9 protein-coding genes are annotated in these 12,348 nt (G+C 57.8%); 1 reads left to right on the top strand and 8 read right to left on the bottom strand.

What is annotated here, in order from left to right; all coding sequences use genetic code 11:
* Window positions 1-16 precede the first annotated feature (16 nt).
* The 6 genes from odhB to sdhC form a co-directional block, all read right to left on the bottom strand.
* On the bottom strand, window positions 17-1,240 hold the full coding sequence (gene odhB, locus CCX46_RS08450; RefSeq protein ID WP_103307282.1) for a 2-oxoglutarate dehydrogenase complex dihydrolipoyllysine-residue succinyltransferase: 1,224 nt from the start codon (window positions 1,238-1,240) through the stop codon (window positions 17-19).
* Window positions 1,241-1,282: 42 nt separating this feature from the next.
* The gene (locus CCX46_RS08445; protein ID WP_077571705.1) at window positions 1,283-4,114 is read right to left on the bottom strand and encodes a 2-oxoglutarate dehydrogenase E1 component; all 2,832 of its coding nucleotides are present in this window, start codon (window positions 4,112-4,114) and stop codon (window positions 1,283-1,285) included.
* 251 nt (window positions 4,115-4,365) lie between these two features.
* On the bottom strand, window positions 4,366-5,070 hold the full coding sequence (locus tag CCX46_RS08440; RefSeq protein ID WP_038364054.1) for a succinate dehydrogenase iron-sulfur subunit: 705 nt from the start codon (window positions 5,068-5,070) through the stop codon (window positions 4,366-4,368).
* 11 nt (window positions 5,071-5,081) lie between these two features.
* Window positions 5,082-6,854 carry a succinate dehydrogenase flavoprotein subunit gene (gene sdhA / locus CCX46_RS08435; protein ID WP_038363946.1) on the bottom strand — a complete coding sequence of 591 codons (1,773 nt, stop codon included), beginning with the start codon at window positions 6,852-6,854 and terminating at the stop codon, window positions 5,082-5,084.
* Window positions 6,855-6,857: 3 nt separating this feature from the next.
* Window positions 6,858-7,226: a succinate dehydrogenase, hydrophobic membrane anchor protein gene (gene sdhD, locus CCX46_RS08430; protein ID WP_007977503.1), complete on the bottom strand. Its 369-nt coding sequence runs from the start codon at window positions 7,224-7,226 to the stop codon at window positions 6,858-6,860.
* Window positions 7,220-7,594 (bottom strand): succinate dehydrogenase, cytochrome b556 subunit, encoded by a 375-nt coding sequence (gene sdhC, locus CCX46_RS08425; RefSeq protein WP_034156251.1) that lies wholly within the window; start codon window positions 7,592-7,594, stop codon window positions 7,220-7,222. Before sdhC ends, sdhD begins: the two co-directional genes overlap by 7 nt.
* 362 nt (window positions 7,595-7,956) lie before the next feature.
* On the opposite strand from sdhC, the gene gltA reads away from it, so the two are divergent.
* Entirely contained in the window at window positions 7,957-9,246 is a 1,290-nt protein-coding gene (gene gltA / locus CCX46_RS08420) for a citrate synthase (RefSeq protein ID WP_003222994.1), read from the top strand.
* Window positions 9,247-10,369: 1,123 nt separating this feature from the next.
* Here gltA and CCX46_RS08415 read toward each other — a convergent pair.
* Both CCX46_RS08415 and CCX46_RS08410 read right to left on the bottom strand, forming a co-directional pair.
* Window positions 10,370-12,028, bottom strand: coding sequence for a cation acetate symporter (locus CCX46_RS08415; RefSeq protein ID WP_095119937.1), 1,659 nt, complete (start codon window positions 12,026-12,028; stop codon window positions 10,370-10,372).
* Window positions 12,025-12,336, bottom strand: a complete 312-nt coding sequence (locus CCX46_RS08410; RefSeq protein ID WP_095119936.1) for a DUF485 domain-containing protein — start codon at window positions 12,334-12,336, stop codon at window positions 12,025-12,027. Before CCX46_RS08410 ends, CCX46_RS08415 begins: the two co-directional genes overlap by 4 nt.
* Window positions 12,337-12,348 lie beyond the last annotated feature (12 nt).

Genomic DNA, 12,348 nt, shown 5'->3' with positions numbered 1-12,348 from the left:
AGCTTGCCGCTGTTTTTTAGATATCCAGCAACAGACGAGCCGGATCTTCCAGCAGGTTCTTGATGGTCACCAGGAAGGTCACAGCTTCTTTGCCATCGATCAGACGGTGATCGTAGGACAGTGCCAGGTACATCATCGGACGGATAACGACCTGACCGTTGATGGCCATAGGACGCTGGATGATGTTGTGCATGCCCAGAATCGCTGCCTGCGGCGGGTTGACGATCGGGGTCGACATCATCGAACCGAAGGTACCACCGTTGGTGATGGTGAAGGTACCACCGGTCATCTCGTCCATCGACAGTTTGCCGTCACGGGCTTTTTTGCCGAATGTTGCGATGCCGCCTTCGATTTCAGCCAGGCTCATCAGCTCGGCGTTACGCAGAACCGGAACAACCAGGCCACGGTCGCTGGAAACGGCAACGCCGATGTCCGCGTAACCGTGGTAAACGATGTCGCCGCCGTCGATCGACGCGTTGACAGCCGGGAAGCGTTTCAGCGCTTCGGTGGCCGCTTTCACGAAGAACGACATGAAGCCCAGGCGTACGCCGTTGTGGGACTTCTCGAACAGATCCTTGTACTTCGAACGCAGGGCCATGACTTCAGTCATGTCGACTTCGTTGAAAGTGGTCAGCATCGCCATGTTCGACTGCGCTTCAACCAGACGCTTGGCCACGGTGGCACGCACGCGGGTCATCGGTACGCGCTTCTCGATGCGGTCGCCAGCAGCAAACACAGGAGCGGCAGCCGATGGAGCAGCAGCCTTGGCAGGCGCGGCAGCCGGAGCGGCTTTCTTGGCAGCAACAGCAGCAACCACGTCTTCCTTGGTCACACGACCGCCTTTGCCGGTGCCGGCAACGGAAGCGATGTTGATGCCGTTTTCTTCAGCCAGCTTGCGCGCAGCAGGAGCAGCAACAGGATCGTCTTCGCCTTCAGCAGCAGCCGGGGCAGCGGCAGCTGCGGCCGGAGCAGCAGCGGCGGCTGGAGCTGCGGCAGCAGCGCCGCCCGCTTCGATGGAGCCCAGCACTTCGTCGGACAGAACGGTGTCGCCTTCGTTCTTGACGATTGCGCCCAGCACGCCATCAGCGGTAGCCAGAACTTCCAGTACGACTTTGTCAGTTTCGATGTCGACGATCAGATCGTCGCGCTTGACAGCGTCGCCCGGTTTTTTGTGCCAGGTGGCAACGGTGCCATCGGCAACCGATTCCGGGAAAGTGGGGGCTTTGATCTCGATAGCCATTATCTGTGGTTCCTTAAATTCGGTTTCAGGTGCGCGAAGGCGTTAAATGGTAAACGCGTCTTGCAGGAGTTTTTCCTGCTGCTCGGCGTGCATCGATGCGTAACCACAAGCTGGGGCAGCAGAAGCCTCACGGCCCGCGTACTCAAGTACGAGAGACTTGTCGAGGTTCCCGATGCTGCGACGCAAGTGGTGCTGGCTGCAGTACCAGGCGCCCTGGTTCATCGGCTCTTCCTGACACCAAACGGCATTCTTGACGTTGGTGTATGGAGCCAGGACTTCTTTCAAGTCGTCCTCAGGGAATGGGTACAGCTGCTCGATACGCACGATGGCGATATCTTCACGGCCTTCGGCACGGCGTTTTTCCAGCAGGTCGTAGTAGACCTTGCCGCTACACAGAACAACACGCTCGACCTTTTTCGGGTCCAGAGTATCGATTTCCGGGATCACGGTCTGGAACGAACCTTCGGCCAGATCTTCCAGGGTCGAGATGGCCAGTTTGTGGCGCAGCAGCGACTTCGGCGTCAGCACGATCAGCGGCTTGCGCAGCGGACGAATCACCTGACGACGCAGCAAGTGGTAGATCTGTGCTGGCGTGGTCGGTACGGCGACCTGAATGTTGTGCTCGGCGCACAGTTGCAGGTAACGCTCAAGACGTGCCGAGCTGTGCTCAGGGCCCTGACCTTCGTAACCGTGTGGCAGCAACATGGTCAGACCGCAGAGACGGCCCCACTTGTGCTCGCCGCTGGTGATGAACTGGTCGATTACAACCTGTGCACCGTTGGCGAAGTCACCGAACTGGGCTTCCCAGATCACCAGCGCATCCGGCGTGGTGGTCGAGTAACCGTATTCGAATGCCAGTACCGCTTCTTCCGACAGGAACGAGTCGTACAGATCAAAGCGTGGCTGACCGTCGTACAGGTGCTGCAACGGAATGTAGGTGCCCGCGTCTTTCTGGTTGTGCAACACAGCGTGACGGTGCGAGAACGTACCGCGGCCGATGTCCTGACCGGTCATGCGGATCGGGTGACCTTCGAACGCCAGGGTCGCGTACGCCATGGTTTCGGCGTAACCCCAGTTGATCGGCAGGCCGCCGGCTTGCATCTTCTGACGGTCTTCGTAGATCTTCGAAACCTGACGCTGAACCACGAAGCCTTCCGGAATTTCCAGCAGCTTGGCGGACAGTTCTTGCAGAGTCTTCAGATCAAAGCGGGTGTCGTGACGCGCAGTCCAGGCGTGGCCCAGATACGGACGCCAGTCCACGAACAGCTCTTTGTTCGGCTCTTTGACCAGCGATTTCACTACGTGCAGACCGTTGTCCAGCGCGTTGCGGTATTCGTCGACTTTCGCCTGAACACGCTCTGCGTCGAGTACACCGCCCTGGGTCAGACGATCAGCGTACAGCTCACGGGTGGTGCGCTGCTTGGTGATCTGCTGATACATCAGAGGCTGGGTACCGCTTGGCTCGTCGGCCTCGTTGTGGCCGCGACGACGGTAGCAGACCAGGTCGATCACCACGTCACGCTTGAACTGCATGCGGTAGTCGATGGCCAGCTGGGTCACGAACAACACGGCTTCCGGATCATCACCATTCACATGGAGGATCGGCGCCTGAATCATCTTCGCAACGTCGGTGGCGTACTCGGTGGAACGCGAGTCCAGCGGGTTGCTGATGGTGAAACCAACCTGGTTGTTGATCACGATGTGCACGGTACCGCCGGTTTTGAAACCGCGGGTCTGCGACATCTGGAAGGTTTCCATGACCACGCCCTGACCTGCGAATGCAGCGTCACCGTGGATGGAGATCGGCAGAACCTTCTCACCGGTCGGGTCGTTACGACGATCCTGACGGGCGCGAACCGAACCTTCGACCACCGGGGAAACGATTTCCAGGTGGGACGGGTTGAACGCCATGGCCAGGTGAACTTCACCGCCGGCGGTCATCACGTTGGACGAGAAGCCCTGGTGGTATTTAACGTCACCGGAACCCAGCTCGACCTTCTTCTTGCCTTCGAACTCGTCGAACAGCTCGCGCGGGTTCTTGCCGAAGGTGTTGACCAGTACGTTCAGACGGCCACGGTGAGCCATGCCGATGACGACTTCCTTGGTGCCGTAGGAACCGGAACGCTGGATCAGTTCGTCGAGCATCGGGATCAGGCTTTCGCCGCCTTCCAGACCGAAACGCTTGGTGCCCGGGTATTTGGTGCCCAGGTATTTCTCCAGGCCTTCACCGGCAGTCACGCGCTCAAGCAGGTGGCTCTTGATGTCGGCGGAGTACGTCGGACGACCACGCACGCTTTCCAGACGCTGCTGGAACCACTGGCGCTGCTCGGAATCGGTGATGTGCGTAAATTCAGCGCCGATGGTGCGGCAATATGTCTGCTGCAACGCTTCGTGAATTTCGCGTAGGCTCGCTTCCTCTTTGCCGATGAACAGGTCGCCGGCACGGAAGGTCGTATCAAGATCGGCATTGGTCAAGCCGTAATGATTGATCGACAGGTCTGCAGGTGCAGGACGCTGCCACAGCCCCAGCGGGTCAAGCTGGGCTGCCTGGTGGCCACGCATACGGTAGGCCTGGATCAATCGCAGCACTTCAACTTGCTTCTTCTCGTGCTCACTGCTCACGCTGCCGGCGGAAACCGGTTGAGCGCGGCGCTGGTTCTTTGCCAGCAGCACGAAATGATCGCGAATTGTCGAGTGCGAAACATCAGTGGCAGAGTTGCCGTCGGCAGGCAACTTCTGAAAGTAGGTGCGCCACTCTTCTGGCACAGCGTTAGGGTCGTGCAGGTAGAGCTCATAAAGCTCTTCCACATAGGCAGCGTTTCCACCTGAAAGGTAGGCGCTGTTCCACATGCGCTGCATCACGCTTTCTTGCATGCTTGGTCACCCTCGGTTAGGGGAACACCATCGATGTCGACACCGAGCAAACTTGCAGAAGTCCGAATGCAGCGACTAAAACAAGCCACTTAGGATCACACTGATAGTCCGGGTACCAGCCCGGATGCCCCTGCTTGTCTCATTTCTTCAAAATAAGAGCCGCAGCTTATGGCTACTGCTCTGGTTATAGCCATGACGCGGGTTGAAGCCCGCGCCACAGCCTCTACGGTGCAGCGGTTACAGCAGCTGAATCACACGCCGCTCGAAAGCAGCATGTTACGGATGTGACCGATGGCCTTAGTCGGGTTCAGGCCTTTCGGACATACGTTGACGCAGTTCATGATGCCCCGGCAGCGGAAGACGCTGAACGGGTCATCGAGTGAAGCCAGACGCTCGTTGGTCTTGGTATCACGGCTGTCTGCCAGGAAGCGATAAGCTTGCAGCAGCGCAGCTGGACCCAGGAACTTGTCCGGGTTCCACCAGAAGGACGGGCAAGAGGTCGAGCAGCAAGCGCACAGGATGCACTCGTACAGACCGTCGAGCTTTTCACGCTCTTCTGGCGACTGCAGACGCTCGATGGCCGGAGCCGGCGTGTCGTTCTGCAGGTAAGGCTTCACCTTCTCGTATTGCTTGTAGAAGATGCTCATATCGACAACCAGGTCACGGATAACCGGCAAACCTGGCAGCGGACGAACGATCAGCTTGTTACCTTTTACAACGGCGGACAGCGGCGTGATGCACGCCAGACCGTTCTTGCCGTTGATGTTCATGCCGTCGGAGCCGCAGACGCCTTCACGGCAAGAGCGACGATAGGAGAAACCCTCGTCCTGCTCTTTGATCAGGGCCAGCACGTCCAGCACCATCAGGTCTTTACCACCGGTATCGACCTGGAATTCCTGCATGAACGGCGCAGCGTCCTGATCAGGGTTGTAGCGATAAACACTGACTTGCAACATGGCGGTCACCCTTAATAAGTCCGGACTTTAGGTTCGAAAGTCGGAACAGTCTTCGGCGAGAAGTTCACGGCACGCTTGGTGACGCGCTTGTCACCCGGGAAGTACAGGGTGTGGCACAGCCAGTTTTCGTCGTCACGATCTTCGAAGTCTTCACGGGCGTGAGCACCGCGCGACTCTTTACGTACTTCGGCAGCGATGGCGGTAGCTTCAGCCACTTCCAGCAGGTTTTGCAGTTCCAGCGCTTCGATACGGGCAGTGTTGAACGCCTGCGACTTATCGTTGATCTTCACGTTGGCGATGCGGGTACGCAGGTCAGCGAGCTGAGCGATACCTTTCTGCATGTATTCGCCGGTACGGAATACACCGAAGTAGTTCTGCATGCAGCTTTGCAGCTCGCGACGCAGGGTAGCAACGTCTTCGCCGTCGGTACGGTTGTTCAGTGCGTTCAGGCGCGACAGGGCAGCTTCGATGTCGGCTTCGGTAGCGTCGTCGTATTCGATGCCGTCGGTCAGCGCTTTTTCCAGGTGCAGACCAGCAGCGCGACCGAATACCACCAGGTCGAGCAGCGAGTTGCCGCCCAGACGGTTGGCACCGTGCACCGATACGCAAGCCACTTCACCTACTGCGAACAGACCTGGGATGATCTGGTCCACGCCTTCGGCGTTCTGGGTGATCGCCTGACCATGAATGTTGGTGGCTACGCCGCCCATCATATAGTGGCAAGTCGGAACAACCGGAACCGGCGCAACAACCGGGTCAACGTGGGCGAAAGTCTTCGACAGTTCGCAGATGCCTGGCAGACGGCTGTGCAGCACTTCCTCGCCCAAGTGGTCGAGTTTGAGCATTACGTGGTCGCCATTCGGACCGCAACCGTTGCCGGCGATGATTTCTTTAACCATCGAGCGAGCAACCACGTCACGACCGGCAAGGTCTTTGGCGTTCGGAGCATAACGCTCCATGAAACGCTCGCCGTGCTTGTTGATCAGGTAACCACCTTCACCACGGCAACCTTCTGTAACCAGTACACCGGCGCCGGCGATGCCGGTCGGGTGGAATTGCCACATTTCGATGTCTTGTACCGGCACGCCAGCACGCAGAGCCATGCCGACGCCGTCACCGGTGTTGATCAGGGCGTTGGTGGTGGAAGCGTAGATACGACCTGCACCGCCGGTAGCCAGTACGGTGGCCTTGGCGCGAATGTAGGTGGTTTCGCCGGTTTCGATGCAGATAGCGATCACACCGACGAATTCACCTTCCTGGTTTTTCACCAGGTCGACAGCGTAGTACTCGTTCAGGAACGTGGTACCGGCTTTCAGGTTGCCCTGATAAAGGGTGTGCAGCAGTGCGTGACCGGTACGGTCGGAAGCGGCGCAAGTACGTGCAGCCTGACCGCCTTTACCGTAATCCTTGGACTGACCACCGAACGGACGCTGGTAGATACGGCCCTGCTCGGTACGCGAGAACGGCAGACCCATGTGATCCAGCTCGAAAACAGCGGCCGGGCCTTCCTGACACATGTATTCGATAGCGTCCTGGTCACCGATGTAGTCGGAACCCTTGACGGTATCGTACATGTGCCAGCGCCAGTCATCGTTCGGGTCAGCGGACGCGATTGCGCACGTGATGCCGCCTTGGGCGGATACGGTGTGCGAACGGGTCGGGAAAACCTTGGTGATCACGGCAGTCTTGTGACCGCCCTGTGCCAGTTGCAGCGCAGCGCGCATGCCGGCACCGCCACCACCAATAATGATGGCGTCGAAAGAAATCGTTGGAATGTTAGCCATGACTCAGATACCCCAGAGAATCTGCACACCCCAGACGAAGTAAGCGAACATCGCAACGCCGCATACTGCCTGGAAAAGGAAACGTACTGCAGTCGCGGACTTGCCCAGCGCCATTGGCGTCAGGTAGTCGGTCGCGATGGTCCACATGCCGACCCAGGCGTGAGCGCCAAGGGCAACGAGGGCCAGCAGACTGAAGATACGCATCCCGTTGTGAGCGAACAGGCCGTGCCACTGGTCGTAGCCAATGCCCGGATTCGCTGCAAGGTATCCGATCAGGAAGATGAAATAAGCCGCGAGAACAACCGCAGACACACGTTGCGCCATCCAGTCATAGAGGCCCGAACGCGAAAGGTTCGTAACGCTGGTTACCATATCCAAACTCCTGCCAGAACGATCAGCACCACGGAAACGGCGATGATAATTTTCGAGCCCAGGCGGCCGCCTTCCAGCGTCTCACCGATGCCCATGTCCATGATCAAATGGCGCACACCGGCTACCAGGTGATACAGCAGAGCGGACAGGAGGCCCCATGCTACGAACTTGGCCAGCGGACTGGTCAAGCATGCCTTCACCTCGGCAAAACCTTCCTCGGAACCCAGAGACTTGCCCAATGCATAAAGCATGAAGCCGATACCCAGGAAGAGGATGATGCCGGAAACACGGTGAAGAAACGACGTAACGCCGGTGATGGGGAGTTTGATGGTCCTTAGGTCTAGGTTTACAGGTCGTTGGCTTTTCACGGCTTTTTTTTCACACTGAAGAGCCCCTAACAATCAGGGCAAAGTTGTTGGGGAGTGCACTGGTCAGGTAACCACCACCCAGGGATGCGACCCCCAACAAAGCTGGCCCAAAAGCCCTTGGCGGTCGGTGGCCGAGTATAGACAGTTAGGTTACTAATGACAACGCAATCACCTACCCCCAATAGCTGATTGCACAAGTCGTATAAAAGGCGTAAATGGCAGTCAATTTCGAGGAAAAAGTGCGCTTAAAGCCTTCTGGAGCAAGACTTTAGGCAAATTGACATTCGAATTTATCTCACTATAGTGGTGCGGGCCCTGCGTGGGGGGTCTGTCTGATGGTTCAAGCATAAATAGGAGGCCACATGGCTGACAAAAAAGCGCAGTTGATCATCGAGGGCGCAGCCCCCGTCGAGCTGCCCATTTTAACCGGCACCGTTGGTCCCGATGTAATCGATGTTCGGGGCCTGACGGCCACGGGCCGCTTCACTTTCGACCCAGGTTTCATGTCGACCGCCTCGTGCGAATCGAAGATCACCTATATCGACGGCGACAACGGCATTCTGTTGCACCGCGGCTACCCGATCGAACAGCTGGCTGAAAAATCGGACTACCTGGAAACCTGCTACCTGCTGCTCAACGGCGAACTGCCGACCGCAGAGCAGAAGGCCCAGTTCGTCAGCACCGTGAAAAACCACACCATGGTTCACGAGCAGCTGAAAACCTTCTTCAACGGCTTCCGTCGCGACGCCCACCCAATGGCCGTCATGTGCGGTGTAGTCGGCGCCCTCTCGGCCTTCTACCACGACTCCCTCGACATCAATAACCCGCAGCATCGCGAAATCTCCGCGATCCGTCTGGTTGCCAAGATGCCGACCCTGGCAGCGATGGTTTACAAGTACTCCATGGGCCAACCCATGATGTACCCGCGCAACGACCTGACGTACGCGGAAAACTTCCTGCACATGATGTTCAACACCCCGTGCGAGATCAAACCGATCAGCCCGGTGCTCGCCAAGGCCATGGACCGGATCTTCATCCTCCACGCCGACCACGAGCAGAACGCGTCGACTTCTACTGTGCGTCTGGCCGGCTCTTCGGGTGCAAACCCGTTCGCCTGTATCGCCGCCGGTATCGCCGCACTGTGGGGCCCTGCCCACGGCGGTGCGAACGAAGCCGTGCTGACCATGCTTGACGAGATTGGCGATGTTTCCAACATCGACAAGTTCATCGCCAAGGCCAAGGACAAGAACGATCCGTTCAAACTGATGGGCTTCGGTCACCGCGTTTACAAGAACCGCGATCCTCGCGCGACTGTAATGAAGCAGACCTGCGACGAAGTACTGAAGGAACTGGGCATCAACAACGATCCGCAACTCGAACTGGCCATGCGCCTGGAAGAGATCGCGCTGACCGACCCGTACTTCATCGAACGCTCGCTGTACCCGAACGTCGACTTCTACTCGGGGATCATCCTCAAGGCGATCGGCATTCCGACCAGCATGTTCACCGTGATTTTCGCGCTGGCACGTACTGTTGGCTGGATCTCCCACTGGAAAGAAATGCTCTCCAGCCCGTACAAGATTGGCCGTCCGCGCCAGTTGTACACCGGCTACGAGTCGCGTGACATTACCAAGCTGGAAGACCGCAAATAAGATTTGTCTTGCGATGAAGTCTTGAGTTGTACCGGGAACGGCCTCTATTTATATAGGGGCCGTTTTTGTTTGTCTGGGGTTTGGGATTGGGGGCATATCCGTTTCTTCGGGTGCTGCCGCTGGCGGTTTCGCTCTTACAGCGAGTCCCTTTTTCAAACGCCAAAAAGGAACCAAAAGGCTTTGCCCCTGGCGTACGGCACTTCGCTGAGGCTCAGTGTTCCCTCGCTACGGTGTCCACCCGGGGGCATCGCCTACGGTTTGCTTCGCTGCACCTCCTCTCGATGTATGCGGCTTCGCCGCACGGCGCTGCGCGCCTACCCCCCGGATGAACACCTACGCTCGGCCTGCCGATGGGGCAAAAGATCAAAAGCCAAAGCAAGATCAAAAGCCGGATCAAAGCCAGATCAAGAGCCCCTCACCCTAGCCCTCTCCCGGAGGGAGAGGGGACTGATCGAGGTGTTTGGGAAAGCTACGCCGACGTGCGATACCGCGTTGAACTCAGGCTTTGAAAAGCACCGAAATCAGCACCCTCTCCTTCCACTCCCGGAGGGAGAGGGGACTGATCGTGGTGTTTGGGGGAGATACGCCGACGTGCGATACCGCGTTGAACTCAGATGAAAAGCTCACAAATCGGCTCCCTCTCCCTCGGGAGAGGGCTGGGGTGAGGGGCAGCAACAACGCAAATCAAAAGCCGAACACCCACGCTCTTCACCACTCAATAGGCCGAGTGTCAGCTCGCCTGCTCTTGATCTTGACCCACGGGCGACGTCGGAAGGCTGAGTGGAGGGATTGATCCGGGCGTGGGAGCGCAGCGACCGTTTGGCGAAGCCAAACACAGCGAGAGGAGGTGCAGCGCAGCAAACCGTAGGCGCTGCGCCCGGATCGATCCCGCAGCGAAGGAACCCCGAGCCCCAGCGAGCGGGCCGCACGTAGGAGCAAGCGTTTTTTTGCTTACTTTTTTTAGGCGTTTGTAAAAAAAGTGAGTCGCCGTAAGGGCGAAACCCTAAGAAGCCGTTACCGCAGCAACGGATATGTACACAGCTCTAGCCGATAACCGCCCAATAAAAATGCCCCGATCTCTCAACCGGGGCATTCAGCACAACATTAAAAAACCATCAAACCATCAATGCGAAACCGCCCCACTCGCCCCCAACCCAGTCTGCGAACGCACAAACTGCGGGAAGAACAACGCCCGCTCCTTGTCCGCAGCCGCCGACTTGTCAGTAATCGAGAAGAACCAGATCCCGACAAAAGCGATGATCATCGAGAACAACGCCGGATACTCGTAAGGGAAGATCGCCTTCTCATGATGCAGAATCTGCACCCAGATGGTCGGGCCAAGCACCATCAAACCAACGGCACTCACCAGACCCAGCCAGCCGCCAATCATCGCCCCACGAGTGGTCAACTTCTTCCAGTACATCGAAAGCAGCAGTACCGGGAAGTTACAGCTCGCCGCGATCGAGAACGCCAGGCCCACCATGAACGCAATGTTCTGGCTTTCGAACAGGATGCCCAAGCCAATCGCCAACACCGCCAAGGCAATGGTAGTGATCTTCGAGACACGAATCTCGTCCTTCTCGTTTGCCTTGCCCTTCTTGATCACACTGGCATACAGATCGTGAGAAACCGCCGAAGCACCCGCCAGCGTCAGGCCTGCCACAACCGCCAGAATGGTCGCGAACGCCACCGCCGAGATAAAGCCGAGGAAGATACTGCCGCCGACCGCATTGGCCAGGTGCACCGCCGCCATGTTGTTGCCGCCCAACAGCGCGCCAGCCGCATCTTTGAAGGCCGGGTTAGTGCTGACCAGCAGGATCGCGCCGAAGCCGATGATGAAGGTCAGGATGTAGAAGTAACCGATGAAGCCAGTTGCGTAGAGCACGCTCTTGCGAGCTTCTTTTGCGTCACTCACGGTGAAGAAGCGCATCAGAATGTGTGGCAGGCCAGCCGTACCGAACATCAGCGCCAGACCCAGCGAGAAGGCCGAAATCGGATCCTTGACCAGACCGCCCGGGCTCATGATCGCTTCGCCTTTGGCGTGAACCTTGATCGCCTCGGAGAACAGCGTGTTGAAGTCGAAGCCTACGTGCTTCATCACCATCAACGCCATGAACGAAGCACCGGACAGCAACAGCACAGCCTTGATGATCTGCACCCAGGTGGTCGCCAGCATGCCGCCGAACAGCACGTACATGCACATCAGCACACCGACCAGAATCACCGCGACGTGGTAGTCCAGACCGAACAACAGCTGGATCAACTTGCCGGCACCGACCATTTGCGCGATCAGGTAGAACGCGACCACCACCAGCGAACCGCAGGCCGACAGGGTGCGAATCTGGGTTTGCCCGAGGCGGTAGGACGCCACGTCGGCAAACGTGTATTTACCCAGGTTACGCAGACGCTCGGCGATCAGGAACAGAATGATCGGCCAGCCCACCAGGAAGCCGATCGAGTAGATCAGGCCATCGTAGCCGGAGGTGAACACCAGCGCGGAAATCCCCAGGAAGGACGCCGCCGACATGTAGTCACCGGCAATTGCCAGACCATTCTGGAAACCGGTGATCTTGCCGCCCGCCGCATAGTAGTCGGCCGCCGAGTTGTTTTTCTTCGAGGCCCAGTAGGTGATGTACAACGTCGCGCCAACGAAGGCGACGAACATCAGGATCGCCGGAATGTTCAGCGGCTGTTTGGCCACTTCACCCGTCAATGCATCCGCCGCCCAGACACCCGGTGCGAACGCTGCAACACTCAATAAAGCCAGTAGACGCCGGATCATTGCTGAGCCTCCTTGAGAATCGCATTGTTCAGGTCGTCAAACTCGCCATTGGCGCGGCGCACGTAGATACCGGTGAGAATGAAGGCTGAGAGAATCAGTCCGACACCGATCGGGATGCCCCAGGTAATCGAGGACTCAGGACTGATTTTCGCACCCAGAATATGCGGCCCGTAAGCGATCAGAAGAATGAAGCCAGAGTAAAGCCCGAGCATGATCGCCGAGAGTATCCAGGCGAACTTTTCCCTTTTTCGCACCAGCTCCTTGAATCGGGGACTGTTTTGAATCGAGAGGTAAATGCTGTCGTTCATTGTTTTTATCCT

Origin of the sequence: Pseudomonas sp. RU47 (assembly GCF_004011755.1) — a bacterium.
Taxonomy (GTDB): Bacteria; Pseudomonadota; Gammaproteobacteria; order Pseudomonadales; family Pseudomonadaceae; genus Aquipseudomonas.
Note: the sequence above shows the minus strand (reverse complement) of the source record. Positions and strands in the feature narration are given on the sequence as shown.

Bases quoted from the DNA above. Each gene is read 5' to 3' on its own strand.
- odhB (WP_103307282.1), bottom strand. From the start codon at position 1,240: ATGGCTATCGAGATCAAAGCCCCCACTTTCCCGGAATCGGTTGCCGAT.
- CCX46_RS08445 (WP_077571705.1), bottom strand. From the start codon at position 4,114: ATGCAAGAAAGCGTGATGCAGCGCATGTGGAACAGCGCCTACCTTTCA.
- CCX46_RS08440 (WP_038364054.1), bottom strand. From the start codon at position 5,070: ATGTTGCAAGTCAGTGTTTATCGCTACAACCCTGATCAGGACGCTGCG.
- sdhA (WP_038363946.1), bottom strand. From the start codon at position 6,854: ATGGCTAACATTCCAACGATTTCTTTCGACGCCATCATTATTGGTGGT.
- sdhD (WP_007977503.1), bottom strand. From the start codon at position 7,226: ATGGTAACCAGCGTTACGAACCTTTCGCGTTCGGGCCTCTATGACTGG.
- gltA (WP_003222994.1), top strand. From the start codon at position 7,957: ATGGCTGACAAAAAAGCGCAGTTGATCATCGAGGGCGCAGCCCCCGTC.
- CCX46_RS08415 (WP_095119937.1), bottom strand. From the start codon at position 12,028: ATGATCCGGCGTCTACTGGCTTTATTGAGTGTTGCAGCGTTCGCACCG.
- CCX46_RS08410 (WP_095119936.1), bottom strand. From the start codon at position 12,336: ATGAACGACAGCATTTACCTCTCGATTCAAAACAGTCCCCGATTCAAG.